The 18,769-nt window shown below is 66.6% G+C and carries 13 protein-coding genes; 6 read left to right on the top strand and 7 right to left on the bottom strand.

Annotated features, from left to right (window positions below; genetic code table 11):
* The first annotated feature begins 109 nt into the window (after positions 1 to 109).
* Positions 110 to 1,960: a glycoside hydrolase family 13 protein gene (locus AC1RMD_RS26350; protein WP_492930980.1), complete on the top strand. Its 1,851-nt coding sequence runs from the start codon at positions 110 to 112 to the stop codon at positions 1,958 to 1,960.
* Entirely contained in the window at positions 1,957 to 5,313 is a 3,357-nt protein-coding gene (locus tag AC1RMD_RS26345; RefSeq protein ID WP_492930978.1) for an alpha/beta hydrolase-fold protein, read from the top strand. Before AC1RMD_RS26350 ends, AC1RMD_RS26345 begins: the two co-directional genes overlap by 4 nt.
* On the opposite strand, the gene AC1RMD_RS26340 is transcribed toward AC1RMD_RS26345, so the two are convergent.
* The 6 genes from AC1RMD_RS26340 to AC1RMD_RS26315 form a co-directional block, all read right to left on the bottom strand.
* Entirely contained in the window at positions 5,297 to 6,802 is a 1,506-nt protein-coding gene (locus AC1RMD_RS26340) for a putative bifunctional diguanylate cyclase/phosphodiesterase (protein WP_492930977.1), read from the bottom strand. The two genes, AC1RMD_RS26345 and AC1RMD_RS26340, sit on opposite strands and share 17 nt — an antisense overlap.
* A 93-nt stretch (positions 6,803 to 6,895) precedes the next feature.
* Entirely contained in the window at positions 6,896 to 8,533 is a 1,638-nt protein-coding gene (locus AC1RMD_RS26335) for a methyl-accepting chemotaxis protein (RefSeq protein ID WP_492930975.1), read from the bottom strand.
* A 214-nt stretch (positions 8,534 to 8,747) separates the two neighbouring features.
* Positions 8,748 to 9,263, bottom strand: a complete 516-nt coding sequence (locus AC1RMD_RS26330; RefSeq protein WP_492930973.1) for a GNAT family N-acetyltransferase — start codon at positions 9,261 to 9,263, stop codon at positions 8,748 to 8,750.
* Positions 9,260 to 9,781 carry a GNAT family N-acetyltransferase gene (locus tag AC1RMD_RS26325; protein ID WP_492930971.1) on the bottom strand — a complete coding sequence of 174 codons (522 nt, stop codon included), beginning with the start codon at positions 9,779 to 9,781 and terminating at the stop codon, positions 9,260 to 9,262. The genes AC1RMD_RS26330 and AC1RMD_RS26325 overlap by 4 nt, the downstream gene beginning before the upstream one ends.
* A 27-nt stretch (positions 9,782 to 9,808) precedes the next feature.
* Complete coding sequence (locus AC1RMD_RS26320) at positions 9,809 to 11,104, bottom strand: amidohydrolase family protein (protein WP_492931036.1); 1,296 nt, start codon at positions 11,102 to 11,104, stop codon at positions 9,809 to 9,811.
* Positions 11,105 to 11,129: 25 nt separating this feature from the next.
* Positions 11,130 to 11,381 carry a DUF2164 domain-containing protein gene (locus AC1RMD_RS26315; protein WP_116990587.1) on the bottom strand — a complete coding sequence of 84 codons (252 nt, stop codon included), beginning with the start codon at positions 11,379 to 11,381 and terminating at the stop codon, positions 11,130 to 11,132.
* A 260-nt stretch (positions 11,382 to 11,641) separates the two neighbouring features.
* Between AC1RMD_RS26315 and AC1RMD_RS26310 the strand changes: the two genes are divergently transcribed.
* The 4 genes from AC1RMD_RS26310 to AC1RMD_RS26295 all read left to right on the top strand — a co-directional run bounded on the left by AC1RMD_RS26310 (position 11,642) and on the right by AC1RMD_RS26295 (position 18,379).
* Positions 11,642 to 12,412 carry a phasin family protein gene (locus tag AC1RMD_RS26310; protein ID WP_492930969.1) on the top strand — a complete coding sequence of 257 codons (771 nt, stop codon included), beginning with the start codon at positions 11,642 to 11,644 and terminating at the stop codon, positions 12,410 to 12,412.
* Positions 12,413 to 12,489: 77 nt separating this feature from the next.
* A complete protein-coding gene (locus AC1RMD_RS26305) occupies positions 12,490 to 14,244 on the top strand; it encodes an ATP-binding cassette domain-containing protein (protein WP_492930967.1) in 1,755 nt (584 codons plus the stop codon).
* On the top strand, positions 14,234 to 16,036 hold the full coding sequence (locus AC1RMD_RS26300) for an ABC transporter ATP-binding protein (protein WP_492930965.1): 1,803 nt from the start codon (positions 14,234 to 14,236) through the stop codon (positions 16,034 to 16,036). Before AC1RMD_RS26305 ends, AC1RMD_RS26300 begins: the two co-directional genes overlap by 11 nt.
* Before the next feature lie 192 nt (positions 16,037 to 16,228).
* Positions 16,229 to 18,379, top strand: coding sequence for a tetratricopeptide repeat-containing diguanylate cyclase (locus tag AC1RMD_RS26295; protein ID WP_492930963.1), 2,151 nt, complete (start codon positions 16,229 to 16,231; stop codon positions 18,377 to 18,379).
* Between the two features lie 3 nt (positions 18,380 to 18,382).
* On the opposite strand, the gene AC1RMD_RS26290 is transcribed toward AC1RMD_RS26295, so the two are convergent.
* The gene (locus tag AC1RMD_RS26290) at positions 18,383 to 18,736 is read right to left on the bottom strand and encodes an apolipophorin (RefSeq protein WP_492930961.1); all 354 of its coding nucleotides are present in this window, start codon (positions 18,734 to 18,736) and stop codon (positions 18,383 to 18,385) included.
* Between the last annotated feature and the right edge of the window lie 33 nt (positions 18,737 to 18,769).

The following is an 18,769-nucleotide window of genomic DNA, read 5'->3' as shown; positions in this document are numbered from 1 at the left end:
ATTGTATTAAAACTAGAAATGCTGATTTGATGCCCACCCGCTTTCATAGTATTCTCGGCGAGAAATCCATAAAAGAACACTTGTAGTCCGACTACTTAACGGAGACCTCATGTACAAAATCCTCGCCGCCGCGCTGTTTTCCGCGCTGCCGTTCATCGCCCACGCCGACACCTACCGCATCGACCACATGGACCCGCCGCTGTGGTGGGCCGGCATGCACAACAGCTCGCTGCAACTGATGGTGCACGGGCCGCACATCGCCGACCTGGAGCCGGCGCTGGTCTACCCCGGCGTGCGCATCGCCTCGGTGGCGCGGGTGGCCAACCGCAACTACCTGTTCGTCAACCTGGAAATCGCCCCCGACGCGGCGCCGGGCGCGCTCGACCTGGTGTTCAAGCGCGGCAGCCAGGCCGTGCACTACAACTACAAACTGCTGGCGCGGGCCGCCGGCTCGGCCCAGCGCAACGGTTTCAACAGCGGCGACGCCATCTATCAGGTGATGCCGGACCGTTTCGCCAACGGCGACCAGTCCAACGACAACGCGGCCGGCATGACGGAACGCGCCGACCGCGCCGCGCCTTCCGGCCGCCACGGCGGCGACCTGCGCGGCATGGCCGACCATCTGGACTACATCGCCGCCATGGGCTTCACCATGGTCTGGCCGACGCCGCTGCTGGAATCGAACTCGTCGGCCTACTCCTATCACGGCTACGCCACGACCGACCACTACCGCATCGACCCGCGCTACGGCAGCAACGAAGGCTTCCGCGACTTTGTCGCGCAGGCGCGCGCCAAGGGACTGGGCGTGATCCAGGACGTGGTGCTCAACCACATCGGCGACAAGCACTGGTGGATGCAGGACATGCCGACGCCGGACTGGCTGACCTACCACGGCAAGTTCGTGCCGACCGAGCATCACCGTGTGGCGCTGCAGGATCCTTACGCCTCGAACGAGGACAAGCGCAACTTCACCGAGGGCTGGTTTGTCGAAAGCATGCCGGACCTGAACCAGGCCAACCCGTATCTGGCGACCTACCTGATCCAGAACGACATCTGGTGGATCGAGTACGCCGGCTTGTCCGGCCTGCGGGTCGACACCTACGGCTACTCCAACGCCGAGTTCCTCAGCCGCTGGTCCGGCAGCATGATGGCCGAGTATCCGAAGCTGAACCTGGTGGGCGAGGAATGGACGCCGTTGATACCGGTGGTCGCGCACTGGCAGGAGGGCAAGCAGAATTTCAACGGCTATCAGTCGCACATGCCGAGCATGATGGACTTCCCGCTGACCTACACCATGCGCCGCGCGCTGGCCGCGCCGGACGGCACCGAGCAAGGCCTGACCAATCTGTACGAGACGCTGTCGCAAGACTATCTGTATCCGAACGCCGGCAACCTGGTGCTGTTCGAGGGTAACCACGACGTCTCGCGCATCTACAGCGAGCTCAATGCGGACGACAACTTGTTCCGCATGGCGATGGCCTTCGTGGCGACGGCGCCGCGCATCCCGCAGTTCTATGCCGGCACCGAGATCCAGATGACCAGCACCATCAAGGAGCGCGACGATGCCTCCTACCGTCACGACTTCCCCGGCGGCTGGCGCGGCGACGCCGTCAACGCCTTCACCGGCGCCGGCCTGACGGCGCAGCAGGCGGCCGCGCAGGCCTATGTGAAGAAGCTGTTCAACTGGCGCAAGGGCGCGTCCGTGATCCATCACGGGAAGATGATGCACTACGGTCCCGAGAAAAATACCTACGTCTACTTCCGCTACGACGGCGCCAAAAAAGTCATGGTAGCCTTGAACAAGAACAGCACCGACACCGTGCTGAAAACCGCGCGCTTCCACGAGATGCTGAACGGCGTGCGCGCCGGCGTCGACGTCATCAGCGGCAAGCGCGTGTCGCTGGATGGCGAGGTTACCCTGCCTGCGCGCTCGGCGCTGATACTGGAGATCGCACCATGAGCTTCGCCCGTCGCCGCCTTGGCGCCTTGTCGCTGCTGGCCCTGCCCGCCATGGCGGCCGCCGCCACCACGCTGAGCACCACCTATCCGACCTGGGACGGCAAGCAGGAGACCGTGCGCTACACCACGCCGGACGCCAACGCCGCACTGCGCAGCTACACGCAATCGACCACCATGCGCGTGCGCGACGGCGGCAAGCAGGAAATAAACTACGCCGAAGCGCAGGGGCAGCCGTCGGTCCGCAGCGGCAACCTGGCCTTCGACGCGCTGTTCACGCTGGCCGGCCTGGAGATGAAGCAGGACTCGGTCGGCGAAATCCGCGACGGCAGCTACAACGGCGGCAACCCCATCTCCTGCAACTGCTTCGAGACCGGCGAGTTGTGGCACTACGTGTGGACGCGCGACCTGTCCTACGCGGCCTCGCTGGGGCTGGGCATGCTGGACCCGCGCCGCGTGCGCAATTCGCTGGAGTTCAAGCTGTCCGGCTACCGCGACGGCGTGCGGCCGGGCGCGCACGCCGCCGGCAGCGCCGACGGTTTGCAGATCATCCAGGACACCGGCAGCGGCGGCAGCTGGCCGGTCAGCACGGACCGCGTCAGCTGGGCCTTCGGCGCGGAGGAAGCCTTGAGGGCGCTGGCGCCGGACGAGCGCAAGGCCTTCGCGGCGACCGCGCTGCGCGCCCTTTCCAACACGCTGGAGAACGACCGGCTGGCCGTCTACGATGCGGTCGACGGTTTGTACAACGGCGAGGAATCCTTCCTCGACTGGCGCGAGCAAAGCTACGCCGGCTGGATCGCCGGCGACCTGGCCAGCATGGCGACGTCGAAAGCGCTGTCCACCAACGCCGGCCATTACAAGGCGCTGACCTTGGCGGCGCAGCTGGCGAAGGAACAAGGCAACGCGGCGCTGGCCGACAAGTACGCGGCGTGGGCGGCGGACCTGAAGCGCGCCATCAACCAGCACCTGTGGCAGGCCGACGCCGGCATGTACAGCAGCCTGACGGCCGGCCATTTCGACGGCGCGCCGATGTACAAGTACGACTGGCTGGGTCAATCGCTGGCGATCGTCACCGGCATCGCCGACCGCCGGCAGGCCGAGAGCATCCTGGCGCACTATCCGCATGGTCCGCTGGGCGCGCCGGTGATCTATCCGCAGCAGCCCGGCGTGGCGATCTATCACAACCGCGCCATGTGGCCGTTCGTGACGGCCTACGGTTTGAAGGCGGCGGCGCTGACCGGCAATGTCGCCGTCGCCGACGCGGCCTACGAAACGCTGATGCGCGGCGCGGCGCTCAATCTGTCGAACATGGAGAACCTGGAATGGTTGTCCGGCCAGCCGATGTTGAAGGACAAGCAGGCGCAGGGCGACCTGAGCGGGCCGGTGATGGATTCGCGGCGGCAGCTGTGGTCCGTCGGCGCTTACCTGGGCATGGTGGTGGGCGAGGTGTTCGGCGTGCAGACCACCGACGACGGCATCGCGCTGCGTCCGTTCGTGACGGCCAAGCTGCGGCGCGAAGCGTTTGCGGGCAGCGACGCCATCACGCTCAACCATCTCGCGCTGCGCGGCAAGCGCCTGCAAGTACGCCTGTCGCTGCCGCCCGCTGCACGGGGCGATGGTTACTACGAAGTCGATGCGGTGATCCTGAACGGCAAGCCGGCTGCGGCCACGTTGGCCTGGGATGCGCTGGCAGCGGACAATGTCATCGAGATCCGCCTCGGCAAACTGGTCGCCGGGCAGCAGGCCAAGCGCAGTGTCAGCGCGCAGCCGCTGGCGCAGGATCCTGCGGTGTACTCGCCGCCGGAGCCGCGCATCGTCAAGCTGGAACGCGGCACTTACGATTTCCCCACGCTACACTTCGAAGGCGCCGGCAAGGGCGTGGTCTACAACATCTACCGCAACGGCAAGCTGGCCACGCAGCGCGTGAGCGCCAGGACCTGGGCCGACCGCCGCGCCCCGCTGCTGGGCAAAGGCGAGAACGATAACCTGTGCTACTCGGTGGAGGCGATGTACAGCGGTTCCGGCAACCGCAGCCACCACAGCGCGCCGGTGTGCCTGAACAGCGGCGTGGAAATCGCCGCCGGCGATGCGCGCGTGCAGTCCAGCGTGACCGCCACCGACGGCCGCATTGCCGGCTGGGGCGCGCCGTCCGATACCTTCGCGGTGCAGGACATCGGGGTCGCGCGCGACGGCAGTTATGCCTTGCAGCTGAAGTACCGCAACACCGCGCACCAGGTCAACCTGGGCATCAGCGGCGGCGTGAAGTGGATGACGCTCAAGGATGGCAAGGGTGGCATCGCCGCGCAAGGTGTGGTGCAGTTGCCGCATTCGCCGGCCGGCGCCGGGCCGTCGTGGTCGACGCCGTTGAAGGCCGCGCTCAAGGCGGGCAGCTACCGCATGGAGCTCAGCGATTTCTACAATATGAGCTACCTGAAAAATAACACCAGCTACGCCGATGCGGGCGGCGTCAAGGGGCCGTCGAACCGCTTCGATATCCACGGGATTCGCATCATGCCGCTGGCGCGCGGCGCGGCGGGCGGCGGCACGGCGGCCAACCCGGCGGCCGGCCCGGCCATCGCGCCCATACCGCCGCTGCCACCGGCCGGCACGCTGCGCATCGTCGAGCAGTTCGCCTCGCCGCAGCTGGGCAATCAGCGCAGCCTGCGCATCTACCTGCCGCCCGGCTACGACGCCCATCCGCAGCAGCGCTATCCGGTGCTCTACATGCATGACGGCCAGAACCTGTTCGACGCCGCCACCGCCGCCTACGGCGCCGCCTGGGAAGTCGGCGGCGCCATGGACCGCCTGATCGCCGACGGCGTGGTGGCGCCGGCCATCGTGGTCGGCATCGACAACACCAAGGACCGCATCGCCGAATACACGCCCTGCTGCGATCCGCAATACGGCGGCGGCAAGCTCGACGCCTACATGGCCTTCATCGTCGATACCGTCAAGCCCTGGGCCGACGCCAACCTGCGCACGCTGCCGGACCGCGAGCACACCGCCATCATGGGCTCCTCGCTGGGCGGCATCGCCTCGGTCTACATCGCCCAGCAGCGACCGCAAGTGTTCTCCCGGTCGGCGGGCGTATCGAGTTCGTTCTGGTGGAATCAGGGCGAGTTGATCGCCAAGGCGCCGGCGCGCCAGCCGGTCAAGTTCTACCTCGACGCCGGCACCGACGACGATGGCCTGGAGCACACGCTGAAAATGCGCGACGCCATGCTGGCCCAGGGCTACCGCTTGAATGAAGACCTGCTGTTCTACGCCGCCGATGGCGCCATCCACAACGAGCGCTCGTGGGCGGCGCGGGTGCAACGGCCGCTGGCCTGGTTCTTCCCCGCTAGCCGGCGGCGATAATCGACGTCTGCTGCCGCCAGCTGCTCACCAGCAGCGCCTCCAGTTCCTCCGGCGCGACGGCGGCGCTCAGGCAGTAGCCGAAGGCCTCGTCGCAACCCATCGCGGCCAGCTGGGCCAGCTGGTCGCCGGTTTCCACGCCGCCGGCGATCACCTGCATGTTCAGGGTGTGCGCCATCGCGATGATGGCGCGCACCATCGCCCCCTCGTCCGCCACCCGGCCGTCGCTATGGCGGTCGGTCGGCTGCAGGGCCGAGCGGCGCAGGTCGTCGATGAAGGATTTGTTGATCTTCACCAGATCCACCGGGAAGCGCCGCAGGTAGTTCAGCGACGCGTAGCCGGTGCCGAAATCGCTGATCGAGATGCGCATGCCCAGCTGCTTGAACTGGCGCAGCACGGCCTCGCAATTCTGGTTTTTATCGATCAGCATGCCCTCGGTGATTTCCAGCTCGACGTAGCGGCCCGGCAGCCCGGCCCGGCGCAGGATCTCGGCAAAGCTGCTGGCGATATCCTTCTGGTAAAACTGGCGCGGCGACAGGTGCACCGACACCGTCAACGGATGGCCCAGCTCGATCCAGCGCCGCGCCTGCGCGGCGGCGGTCACCAGCACCCACTCACCCACCGGCAGGATCAACGCACTCTCCTCCAGCACCGGCAGGAAGTCCGGCGGCATCACCAGGCCCAGCTCCGGGTGACGCCAGCGCAGCAGCGCCTTGACGCCGGTGATCTTCTGCTCGTTCAGGTTCAGCTTGGGCTGGTAGGTCAGCACGAATTCGCCATGCTCCAGCGCGTGGCGCAGCGCGGTCTCCAGCACCACCCGCGAATAGGCCTTGGCCTGCATGCTGGGCGCGAAACGCAGCCCGGCGCCCTTGCCGCGCTGCTTGGCCGCGTACATCGCCAGGTCGGCCTTCTCCAGCAGCGCCTCGATATCGTGGTCGTCGTCCGGATAGACGGCGATGCCGATGCTGGCCGCCACCGCCAGCGTCTCGCCGTGCACCAGGAACGGCGCGGCGATCGCGGCGTTGATCTTGTCGGCCACCTGCTGCGCATCGGCGGCCGCGCGCAACTCGGTCAGCAGCACGATGAACTCGTCGCCGCCCTGGCGCGCCACGGTGTCCACCTCGCGCACGCACTGGCGCAGGCGCTGCGCGAACTGCACCAGCACCTGGTCGCCGGCGTCGTGGCCGAGATTATCGTTGATGGCCTTGAAGTGGTCGATGTCGACAAACAGCACCGCCAGCAAGCTGCCGTGGCGACGCGCGTAGGCGATGCCGTGCTCCAGTTGCAGCTGGCATTGCAGGCGGTTGGGCAAGCCGGTCAGGCTGTCGTGGTGGGCGATGTGGTCGAGCCGCATTTCCGCGTCGCGGTGGGCTTCCAGCGCCGATTGCAGCTGCGCGCAGCGGGTACGCAGGGTGCGGACCCGTTGTTCGCCGTACCACAGCGCCAGCAAGCTGAGTGCGATGCCGGACAGTACCGGCAATAGGCTGTTCATGCTGTCCCTCTCCGTCCGGTGCACCGGGGAAGAGGGAAGCATAATCAATCGCTCGGCAGTTGCCAGCCCATTCGCGCTCGCACTTGAGCGACGTCAAACGCCGTCGGCCATTTGCAACAGCCGCCGCGGCGCTTTCGCCGCCGCGCGGGATGGCTGGCCCTGGCCCTGCAACTTGAACACGCTGACCGCCGCCGACAAGCCGGCCGCCTGCTGTTCCAGCGCGTCGGCCGCGGCGGCGGCCTGCTCCACCAGCGCCGCGTTCTGCTGGGTCACGCTGTCCATCTGGCTGATGGCGATGCTGATCTGTTCGATGCCGTCGCGCTGCTCGCCGCTGGCGACCGAGATCTCGCCGATGATGGCGGTCACGCGCCGCACGCTGGCGACCACTTCGCCCATGGTCTCGCCGGCCTGGCCGACCAGCCGGCTGCCCGCCTCCACCCGGCCCACCGAATCGCCGATCAGCGCCTTGATTTCCTTGGCCGCCGCCGCCGAGCGCTGCGCCAGGTTGCGCACCTCGGAAGCGACCACCGCGAAGCCGCGCCCCTGTTCGCCGGCGCGCGCCGCTTCCACCGCCGCGTTCAAGGCCAGGATATTGGTCTGGAACGCGATGCCGTCAATGACGCCGATGATGTCGACGATCTTGCGCGAAGATTCATTGATCGAGCCCATGGTGCGCACCATCTGCTCGACCGCGTCGCCGCCCTTGGCCGCCACGCTGGACGCGGTATCGGCCAGCTTGCAGGCCTCGGCCGCGTTGACGTTATTCTGTTGCACGGTGGTGGTCAGCTCGACCATCGCGGCCGCCGTTTGCTCCAGCGAGCTGGCCTGCTCCTCGGTGCGGCCCGACAGGTCCAGGTTGCCGGCGGCGATATCCACCGCCGCGCCGTGGATGGCGTCGGTGCCGACGCGGACCTTGCCGACGATGGTGCTCAGGTTGCCCTGCATGCGCTTGAGCGCGCCCAGCAAGGCGCCGATTTCGTCGGTGCTGGTGACGTGCACTTCGCTGCTCAGATCGCCGGCGGCCACCGTCTCCGCCATGTCGACCGCCTCGTTCAGCGGCACGGTAATGCTCTTGATCAGCCACAGCACCGTGCAGCAGCCGACCACCAGCGTCACCAGCAGCGTAACGCCCATGGCCAGCATCGCGCGCGCGTGCTCCGCCTTGTTCTGGTCCTCCATCTCGACGATCAGGCGCTGCGATTCCTTGCCGATGAAGGCGACGATGTCGTCGATTTTCTTGGTCGGCTCGCGGTCCATGCCCTTGACCAGCGCATCGACCATGTGGGCGCTGTCCTGGTTGGCGGAGTCGTATTTCTGCAAGGCCGACAGATAGCGCTTGACCAGTTCGCTCTGGGTGGCGATGGCTTCTTCCACCAGCGGCGTTTTCAAATCCAGCTTGGTCAGCAGCGCGCTCAGCTTCTGCAAGTCGGCGCGCGTGGTTTCGCCGCCTTTGACGAAGGCCTTGCTGTACTTGTCGAAATTGGCCGGGTCGTTGCCGCGCAACAGAGTATTCTTCCACTCCTGGATCTGGATCTTGAATTCGACCTGGGCGCTGCGCGCCATGTCGATGGCCTGGGTCAGCGCCTGCATGCGGCGCATGGCGTCGGCGCTGCCGGCGTTGCTGGAATCGAGCGCGCGCCAGCCGCCGGTGGCGACCACCAGCAGCGCGACAAAGAAGAAGCCGCCCAGCAAGCCCAGCCGCACGCCTATCTTGAGATTGGCGAGTTTCATAAGTTGCCCTTTCGGTAAAAATTCAATGGGTACAAGATGACTGGCGCGCGGCGTTCACCGCGCGGTCGTATGGCTTATAGTGTTGAATTGCTGCCGTTGTTTGGGGATCAAGCAACTTTAATTCTTGGTTCCATCATGCGCCCACGCGCAAAAAAATCCAAGCGGACTTGCCGATAAATCTATCGAATTCCCACAGTTGCAACACGCCAAGTAATTAGTCGTGGAACTCGATGCGGTAAATATTGGTAGGCCGCTCATGCGGCGGCAGATGGCGCAGCTCGACAAATTCCAGCCCCAGCTTTTGCAACAGGCGGATGGAGTTGAGATTGGCCGGCGCCGTCAGGCCCAGCAGGCGCTTCATGCGCAACTGGTCGCGCGCGTAGGCCACCACCGCCACGGCGGCCTCGTAGGTATAACCCTGGCCAAACCAGGCCGGCCGGATCGCATAACCGAGGTCGACGTCGTCCAGGCCGTCGCGCTTGATCAGGCCGCACAAGCCCAGCGGCAGGCCGTCGCTCTTGCGCTCCATCACGTACAGCGAGTGGCCCAGCTGCTCCTGCATCGCGCACGGGCCTTCGAGGATGGCGGCGCGCGCGCCCTCGATGCTGCGGATGCCCTTGTCGCCGATGAATTCCAGCCAGGTCGGGTCGTTGACCAGTTCGTAGTAAAACTCTGCGTCGTCGGCGGCTATGGTGCGCAGGGTCAGGCGTTCGGTGTCGAGTATTTTCATGCGTCCGGCCAATGGGAAGGATCGTCCAGCAACTGGTACATGACGTAGACGTCGACATACCCGAGGTGGGCGTGATAATAAGCACGCGGCAAGGTGCCGACGATGGAGAAGCCGAGCTTCTTCCACAGCAGCACGGCCGCGACGTTGGAGCTGACCACGTAGTTGAACTGCATCGCCAGGAAACCCTGGGCGCGGGCCCGGTCCAGGCAATCGCCGCCCATCAGCTTGCCCACGCCCACGCCCTGCGCCGCCGGGCTGACCATGAAGCCGGCGTTGGCCACGTGCGCGCCGCGGTCGCGCTGGTTGGCGGTCAGGCGGTACATGCCGACCAGGCGCTCGCCGTTTAGCAGCGCCACGTACGATTGCACGCCGGGACCGAACCAGTAGGCATGGCAGTCTTCGCGGCTGGTGTCGGCGGCGAAGTAATAGGTGTCGCCGCTGGCGATGAGTTCCTGGAAGATCACCCACATGGCGCCGAAGTCGGCTTCCGATGCGGGACGGATGGCGATTTCTTTCAAAGCGGCTCCAGGCGGATTAAACAATGTTCAATTGTCATGGATTTTACGTGGCAAGTCCAGCCGGAAGTCGACCGTCTGCGGCCGGCCCGGCAAGTTCAGGCGGGCCTGCGCGGGCGGCGCTTCGGCGATCACCTTGCCGCGCCGCATCACCATGCGCCTGGCCGCGCGCAGCCGGATCGCCTCCACCGGATCGGCCGCGTCCAGCAGCACCAGGTCGGCATGGCAGCCGACCGCCACGCCATAGTCGCGCAGGCCGAGGATGCGGGCCGGCGCCGCCGTCACCGCCTGGTAGCAGGCGCGCATGGCGTCCTGCCCGGTCATCTGCGCCACGTGCAGGCCCATGTGCGCCACCTCCAGCATGTCGCCCGAGCCCAGGCTGTACCACGGGTCCATCACGCAGTCGTGGCCGAACGCCACCTCGACGCCGGCCGCCAGCAGCTCCGGCACCCGCGTCATGCCGCGCCGCTTGGGATAGCTGTCGTGGCGGCCTTGCAGCGTGATGTTGATCAGCGGATTGGCGATCGCCGCCACGCCGGCCTCGCGCATCAGCGGCAGCAGCTTGCTGACATAGTAGTTGTCCATCGAATGCATCGAGGTCAGGTGCGAACCGGCCACCCGGCCGTGCAGGCCGAGGCGGTGGCTGTGGTAGGCCAGCGTTTCGATATGGCGCGACAGCGGATCGTCCGACTCGTCGCAATGCATGTCCACCATCAGGCCCTGCTCGGCGGCGAACTCGCACAGGATGCGCACCGACTCGGCGCCGTCGGCCATGGTCCGCTCGAAGTGCGGGATGCCGCCCACCACGTCGACGCCCATGCCGATGGCGCGCTTCAGGTTGGCCAGCGCGGTCGGGCTGCGCAGCACGCCGTCCTGCGGGAAGGCCACCAGTTGCAGGTCGAGGTAGGGCGCGACCTGGCGCTTCACCTCCAGCAGCGCCGCCACCGCCAGCAGGCGGTCGTCGCAGATGTCGACGTGGGAGCGGATCGCCAGCAGGCCGCGCGCGGCCGCCCAGTCGCAGTATTGCAGCGCGCGCTCGACCAGCGCCTGCTGGGTCAGGTCGGGCTTGAGCTCGCCCCACAGCGCTATGCCTTCGAGCAAAGTGCCGGAGGCGTTGACGCGCGGCAGGCCGTAGCTCAAGGTGGCGTCCATGTGGAAATGGGCGTCGACGAACGGCGCGCTGAGCAGGTCGCCGCCGGCGTCGATCTCCCGCGCGCCCTTGAGCGGCAGCGCCCGGCCGATGGCGGTGATGCGGCCGCGCTCGATGGCGACGTCGACGCCCCGTTGTCCGTCGGCCAGGTTGGCGTTCCGTATTACCGTCTCGATCACCGCATCCATCCGCGCTCCCGGCTTATTTTTTGGTCCAGTAGGAAAACTCCGACTCGTAGCAGATCGTTTCGATCTCCGCGATCTTGTCCTGCATCGCCGCCTGGGCGTCGAGGATGGCCTGATTGTAGACAGACGGGCCGATTTCGCGCAAACAATAATCGAGCAGCAGGCGCGCCTTCAGCTCGCCGACCTCTTCGTCCATGTTTTCGGCGCAGTAGCGCTGGATCGACCCCAGCAGGCGTTGCTCGACTTCCTTGTTCAGTTTGATGGCCATGCGTTTCCTTTTTTCATAGAATTGAATAACTTGTTGCGGCGCACTAATTCAGACTTTTTCGCGCCTGCGCATTGCGATACATCAAGAACCACCCAGATTGTGTCCGCGCGGCATGTTTCCTTGTTGCTGGCTTTGCGACATGGCAGAAAAAATAACTTTCCAAGCCCAACTTTCACCGCTAGAATGGGTATATTGCAATGCATCATAATGCGCGCAGCGTGTACTGCTTTACCGACATTTTAATCGTCTCAGGAGAAACCATGTCTTCGATCACCGAACAGTTTTCCGCAGCCACGAAGTCCCAGTTGGAAGCCCAATTCAAGATCTTCAACACGTTTGCCAGCACCGCCGTCGACAGCGCGGAAAAGGTCATCGCACTGAACATCAGCACCACCAAGGCTTCGGTGGAAAAATCGTCGGCCGCCGCGAAGAAGCTGCTCGAAGCCAAGGACCCGCGTGAGTTCTTCAGCCTGAGCTCCGCCGAGCCGGCCAGCTTCGACAACCTGCTGGCCTACGGCCGCGAGCTGTACAGCATTGCCTCCGGCGTCCAGAGCGATCTGATCCAAAGCGCCCAGTACACCATCAAGCAAGTCTCCGACCTGGCCGCCGCGCCGGTGACCGCGCTCAAGGCAAGCGCCAAGCCGGCGCCGGCCGCCGCCGCGCCAGTTGCCGCTGCCGCTGCCGCCGCGCCAGCGCCAGCGCCGGCCCCGGTGGTCGCAGCGCCGGTCGTCGCCGCCCCGATCGTGGCAGCGCCGCCGCTAGTCGCCGCCGCCGCCGCATCGGCCAACGAAGCGGTCGCCGCGCCGGAAGCCAAGCTTGCCGCCAAGCCCAAAGCCGCCACGCCGGCCGAGAAGGCCCCGGCGCCGGTCGAAGTGAAGGTTGCCGCCGCCAAACCAGCGCCCCCTGCGGCGCCGGCCAAAGCGGTCGCCGCCGTCGAAACCAAACCGGAATTGAAGTCCGTCCCGACCGTCAAAGCCAAGCCGACCGGCAAGCAGCTCGACATGCTGAGCAGCACCAAATCCAAGAAGTAAGTTAGTACCGAGGTGTTGCCGGGCACGTCCGGCGAGCATGTTGTATCCTAGCGCCCTACGCGCTTATCCGAGGCAACATGTCTAATCTTTCCAGGCTGATCGGCGGCTTCGTTCGCCAGCACAGCCGCGCTTATGCCGTGTCCGGCGTCATGCTGGCCGGCGTCGCCATCCTCACCGTCTGGGTGCCGCGCAAGGTCGGCGCCATGATCGACGGCCTGGCCGCCCACACCCTGGGCGGCGACGCCCTGCTGAGGGAAATCGGCTGGCTGCTGCTGACCGGCGCCGGCATCTATCTCCTGCGCGTCGGCTGGCGCCAGATCCTGTACGGCGCCGCCTACCAGCTGGGCGTGTCGCTGCGCACCCGCCTGTACACCCGCCTCACCCTGCAAGGCCCGGCCTTCTACCAGCGCCAGCGCACCGGCGACCTGATGGCGCTGGCCACCAACGATATCGACGCCATCGAAATGGCCGCCGGCGAAGCCATGCTGGCCGGCTTCGACGGCGCGCTGACCCTGGTGATGGTGCTGGGCGTGATGCTGCTCGGCGTCGACTGGCGCCTGGCCTGCATCGCGCTGCTGCCCTTCCCCTTGATGGGCTGGGCGTTCTGGTACATCTCCGGCCATATCCACACCGCCTCCACCGATACACTCAAGCGCTTCAGCGCCCTCAACGACCATGTGCAGGAAACCCTGTCCGGCGTGCGCACCTTGCGCGCGCTGGGACTGGAACAGCGCAGCGCCCGGCAGTTCGGCGAGCTGGCGCAGCAAGCCTCCAACGCCAGCCTGCGCGCGCAGGTGTGGGAGGCGGCCTATGAACCGGCGGTCGGCCTGACCCTGACCGCCGCCGGCGGCCTGACGCTGGGCCTGGGCGGCTACCTGGTCTGGCAGCAGCAGCTGACCATCGGCGCGCTGACCAGCTTCACCATGTACCTGGGCCAGCTGATCTGGCCGATGTTCGCGGCCGGCTGGGTGCTGTCGCTGATCGAACGCGGCAAAGCCGCCTGGCAGCGCCTGCAGCCGATGCTGGACGCGCCGCTGGCGATCGACGACCACGGCACGCTGGCCGCCGTGGCGCCGGGTGCGCTGTCGCTGCACGAGGTCAGCTACACCTACCAGGGCCAGGGCGCGGCCGCGCTGAGCGGCATCACGCTCGAACTCAAGCCCGGCCAGACACTGGGCCTGGTCGGCCCCACCGGCTGCGGCAAGTCGACCTTGCTGCGCGTGCTGCTGCGCCAGTTGACGCCGCAGTCGGGCAGCGTGCGCTGGAGCGGCCACGCGCTCGACCAATACCGGCTGCACGCGCTGCGCGCCGCCATCAGCTGGGTGCCGCAGGAGTCCTTCCTGTTCTCGGCCTCGATCGCCGACAACATCGCGCTGGCGCGCCCCGGCGCCAGCCGCGCGCAGGTCGAACACGCAGCCAAGCTGGCCGCCATCCACGACGACATCCTGCAATTCGCGCAAGGCTACCAGACCGAAGTGGGCGAGAAGGGCATCACCTTGTCCGGCGGCCAGCGCCAGCGCGTCGCCATCGCCCGCGCGCTGCTGGCCGATAACGACCTGCTGCTGCTGGACGACGCCCTGTCCGCCGTCGACACCGGCACCGAAACGCGCATCCTGCAGCACCTGGAAGAGCTGCGCCAGGCCCGCAACGGCCGCAGCGCCGTCATCGCCAGCCATCGCCTGAGCGCGGTGGTCAACGCCGACCTGATCGTGGTGCTGCGCGCAGGCCGCATCAGCGAAACCGGCAGCCACGAACAACTGCTGGAGCAGGACGGCTGGTATGCCAGCCAGTGGCGCTATCAACAATTGGAAGCCAGTCTCGATGCCCTCTAAGCCTGAACAGAACTCCGCGCGCCGCCAGACCTGGCAGGCGTTCTCCCTGCTGCGGCGGGCCGCCCTGCCGGACCAGCACCACCTGGGCTGGGCCGTGCTGTGGCTGGTGCTGGCGGCGCTGCTGGAAGTGTCGGGCCCGATCATGGGCAAGGCGCTGATCGACCAACACCTGCTGCCGCACCACCTGGACTGGCCGCGCATGGCCGCCCTGCTGGCCGGCCTGGTGGTGACCGGCTGGATCGCCAGCGGCCTGCGCTACCTGCAACTGGTGCGCCTGTCCGGGCTGGCGATGCGCTCGGTGATGCGGCTGCGCGAAATGGTCTACACCCACGTGCTGCTGCTGCCGATGGCCTTCTTCGACCGCGCCATCACCGGCCAGCTGGTCTCGCGCGTGACCAACGACACCGAAGCGGTCAAGACCCTGTACATCCAGGTGCTGTTCGTGATGCTCGACTCCACCATCGTGCTGGTCGGCACCGTGGCGGCGATGGCCTGGCTGGACTGGCACCTGATGCTGATCGTGCTGGCGCTGCTGCCGGCGGTGCTGCTGATCGTCTGGCTGTACCAGCGCTGGAGCGCGCCGGCCGTGACCCGCGCCCGCGCGCTGCGCAGCGACATCAACGGCCAGATGGCCGAGTCGATCGGCGGCATGAGCGTGCTGCAGGCGAACAACGCCGAGGCCCGCTTCGGCCGGCGCTTCGCCGCCACCAACCAGGACCACTACAGCGCCCGCCTGGCCGAGCTGCGCGCCAACGCCTGGCTGCTGCGGCCGGCGCTCGACATGTTCAACATCATCCTGCTGGCGGCCGTGATCTACCTGTTCGGCCAGCGCCAGATGACCGCCGCCGAAGTGGGCATCCTGTACGCCTTCATCAGCTACCTGGCGCGCGTGATCGAGCCGCTGATCCAGATCACCATGCAGTTCAGCCAGTTGCAGCAATCGGTGGTGGCCACCGCGCGCGTCGCCACGCTGCTCGACGAAGCCACCGCCACCGAGCACGCCGACCACGGCAAGGGCGCCGGCCTGGCCACCGCGCGCGCCGCGGCCAACGACTCGCACGCGCCGGCGGTCGCCATCCGCCACCTCAGCTTCGCCTACCACGAAGGGCAGACCGTGCTGCACGACCTGTCGCTGGAGATCCCGCAGGGCGCTTTTGTGGGCATCGTCGGCCACACCGGCAGCGGCAAGTCGACCCTGCTGTCGCTGCTGCTGCGCTTTTATCCGGTGCGGCACGGCGGCATCGCCATCCACGGCATGCCGCTGGACGCCATCGCCAACGAGCGCTTCCGCGCCGAAGTGGGCCTGGTGCCGCAAGACCCCTTCCTGCTGGCCGCCTCGGCGCGCGAGAACATCGACATGGGCCGCGGCCTGACCCAGGCGCAGATCGAGGCGGCGGCGCGCGCCGCGCACGCGCACGACTTCATCGCCGCGCTCGAGCAAGGCTACGACACCGCGCTGGGCGAAGGCGGCTCGCGCCTGTCGGTGGGCCAGAAGCAGCTGATCGCCATCGCCCGCGCGCTGGCCGGACGGCCGCGCATCCTGCTGCTGGACGAGGCCACCTCGCACATCGATTCGCAGACCGAGCAGGTCGTGCAGACCGCGCTCGACGAGTTGCGCGGCACGGTGACGGTGATCGCCATCGCCCACCGCCTGTCGACCATCCGCGACGCCGACCGCATCATCGTGCTCAATCACGGCCGCATCGCCGAAACCGGCCCGCACGAGCAGCTGATGCAGATCGACGGCGGCCTGTACCAGCGGCTCTACCTGCTGCAGCAATTGGCGGCCTGACTTTCATCTTCTGACAACTTTGCGTAAACCGTTGTCAGGCGCGTGGCAAGATCGATCACTTTATTGCCGATTCCGCCACGGATTGTGTGCGATTTGGCGTGAAAAATCGCAATTCCACGGGCTTTCTCGTCTGCAACAAGAATATAATTGTCTAGACACTTTGCATGCGCAGTCGACAACCGGGAGCGTCAGTTGGCAGGTTTTAGAAATGATGGGTGGCTAGTCCGCGCGAGACCGCGTGCCATCGCGGTCGCTGTAGCACTCGTCCTGTCGCCGGCGCTGGCCGGCGCCGACAACGAGCCGTCCACGCTGTACGCGCGCATCATCGACGTGCGCGAACAAAGCCGCTTCGTGCCGGAAAAGGCGCTGATGCAGCTGCTCAAGCTGCAAACCGAAGCGGCCGGCGCGCCGCCCGCCACCCAGGCCGAACTGCTGAGTCAACTGAGCGTGGCCAATATGCGCGCCGGCAAGAACGACGCCGCCATGGCGGTCGCCGACCAGTTGATCGCCTACGGCAAATCCCTGCACGACGACACCATCGTCGCCAAAGGCATGCTGGCCAAGAGCTACGTGCTGTTCGACCGCGCCGACGTCGACGCCGCGCACCAGCTGTCCTTCGACGCCGAAAAAGTGGCGGCCGCCAGCACCAACCTGGCCCTGCGTTCGCAGGTCGCCGTCACCGCCGGCCAGTCCTACGCCGAAATGGGCAATTTTCCGGCCGCGCTGGTCAAGCTGCAACTCGGCGTCGACATCGCGCGCCAGGTCAGCGACGATCCGGTGATGCTGTTCGGCGCGCTCAACGCGCTGGTCAATCTGTACACGCAGATGAAGGAGTACGACAAGGCCGCCACCGCGCTCGACGAGCTGCTGAGCGAGACCGAAAAACTGCGTTCGCCGGGCCGCATGGCGATCGCCAAGAACACCGAGTACGGCCTGGCCATCGATTCCGGCCAGCCCAAGCGCGCCCTGCGCGCGCTGCTGCAAAGCCTGGACCTGGAGCGCAAGCTGGGCGCCGAGCGCATGATAGGCGTGACGCTGGTCAACCTGGCCGACAGCTACCTGAAGGAACACGACTATCCGCGCGCGGCCCAGTATGCGCTCGAGTCGCTGAGCTCGACCCAGCTGACCAACGACAAATCGGTGGAGGCGACCGCGCGCGTCAACCTGGGCCAGGCCTACCTGGGCATGGGCCGCATCGCCGAGGGCAAGAAGCAGTACGAAGCCGGCATGACGCGCTACGAACAGGAGAACAACAAGCCCGATCTGCAAGCGGCCCTGCGCGAATATGGCGAAGCGCTGGAACGGGTGGGCGACCTGGCGGGCGCGGTGTCGGCCTACCACCGCGAACGGGCGATCTCCAACGAGCTGTTTGAAAAGCGCCGCCAGCAAGCGGTGCTGGAGCTGCAGGAAAAATACGAGGCCGAGAAGAAGCAGCGCCAGATCCAGTTGCTGAGCAAGGAGAACCAGGTCAAGGGCACCGAGATCGACAACCGCCGCCTGCAGCAGCGCGTGTGGTGGCTGCTGGCCCTGGTGTTCGCGCTGGCGTCGATGGTGGTCGGGCTGTTGTACCGCAAGGTGCGGCACGCCAACGCCCAGCTGGAGGTGAAGAACCTGGAGCTGAAGGCGCAGTCGACGCTCGATCCCTTGACCTCGCTGTACAACCGCCGCCACTTCCAGGACTTCATGCGCGAAATGATCCCGGCCGACAAGCCGTACACGGAAAAGCGCACGCTGCACGGCGACGACATCGTCGGCGCCCTGTTCCTGCTGGATGTCGACCACTTCAAGAACATCAACGACCGCTACGGCCACGCCGCCGGCGACGCGGTGCTGAAGATGATCGCCGAGAACCTGCGCGTGGTGCTGCGCGAGACCGACATGATCGTGCGCTGGGGCGGCGAGGAATTCCTGGCCTTCCTGCCGGCGATCCCGCGCCACGGCGTCGACGAGATCGCGCGCCGCATCCTGGTGGGCATCTCGTCGCAGATCATCCACTACCAGGAGCATGAGATTTCGGTGAATGTGTCGGTGGGCTTTTCGCCGTTCCCGCTGGTGCCGGCCGACGTGCCGCTGCCGTGGGAGCGCGCGGTCAACCTGATCGACATGGCGCTGTACCTGGCCAAGTCGCACGGCCGCAACCGCGCCTACGGCGTGCGCGGCTTCGAGAACTTCCACCAGACGTCGATGGAGGCGATCGAGCAGGACCTGGAAAGCGCGTGGCGCGCCGGCTTCGTGGATTTGAGCGTGGTGCTGGGCGGCGAGCCGGAAACCCCGCCGCCGTCGCCGTCAGAGCACAGCAACGTGGTGCCGCTCAAGCACGCGGCCCACAAGAGCGGCCACTGACGCCTACCTGGCGGGGCCGGAGGCTTCGCGTTCGCGGGCTTTTTCCTGCAGCTTGGTGCCGGCCTGTTCCAGTTTCTTGCCGGCTTCCTCGGTGGCGTGATTGAGCTTGTCGCCGGCGGCGTCGGTGGCCTTGTTGATTTGCTGGCTGGTTTCCTTGGCGGCGTCGGTGATCTGCTGGTTGGCCTGCTGCGCCGCCTCGGTCAGCTGGCGGCCGGCCTTGTCGGTGGCCTGGTCGAGCTTGCGGCCCGCCGCCTCGGCCGGACCGGCGACGCTGTCATCCTTCTTCTGGCAGCCGCCCAGCAGCGCCAGCACCATCAAAGCGGCAGCCGCGCCGCGCACCGTTGTCATCGCCGTCATCATCGTCTCCTCAAGGAACCAAACATTTCCGAC

Source organism: Duganella sp. GW822-FHT06D06 (genome assembly GCF_058799615.1).
Note: the sequence above shows the minus strand (reverse complement) of the source record. Positions and strands in the feature narration are given on the sequence as shown.

Bases quoted from the DNA above. Each gene is read 5' to 3' on its own strand.
- AC1RMD_RS26345 (WP_492930978.1), top strand. From the start codon at position 1,957: ATGAGCTTCGCCCGTCGCCGCCTTGGCGCCTTGTCGCTGCTGGCCCTG.
- AC1RMD_RS26290 (WP_492930961.1), bottom strand. From the start codon at position 18,736: ATGACGGCGATGACAACGGTGCGCGGCGCGGCTGCCGCTTTGATGGTG.
- AC1RMD_RS26335 (WP_492930975.1), bottom strand. From the start codon at position 8,533: ATGAAACTCGCCAATCTCAAGATAGGCGTGCGGCTGGGCTTGCTGGGC.
- AC1RMD_RS26310 (WP_492930969.1), top strand. From the start codon at position 11,642: ATGTCTTCGATCACCGAACAGTTTTCCGCAGCCACGAAGTCCCAGTTG.
- AC1RMD_RS26300 (WP_492930965.1), top strand. From the start codon at position 14,234: ATGCCCTCTAAGCCTGAACAGAACTCCGCGCGCCGCCAGACCTGGCAG.
- AC1RMD_RS26340 (WP_492930977.1), bottom strand. From the start codon at position 6,802: ATGAACAGCCTATTGCCGGTACTGTCCGGCATCGCACTCAGCTTGCTG.
- AC1RMD_RS26305 (WP_492930967.1), top strand. From the start codon at position 12,490: ATGTCTAATCTTTCCAGGCTGATCGGCGGCTTCGTTCGCCAGCACAGC.
- AC1RMD_RS26330 (WP_492930973.1), bottom strand. From the start codon at position 9,263: ATGAAAATACTCGACACCGAACGCCTGACCCTGCGCACCATAGCCGCC.
- AC1RMD_RS26350 (WP_492930980.1), top strand. From the start codon at position 110: ATGTACAAAATCCTCGCCGCCGCGCTGTTTTCCGCGCTGCCGTTCATC.
- AC1RMD_RS26315 (WP_116990587.1), bottom strand. From the start codon at position 11,381: ATGGCCATCAAACTGAACAAGGAAGTCGAGCAACGCCTGCTGGGGTCG.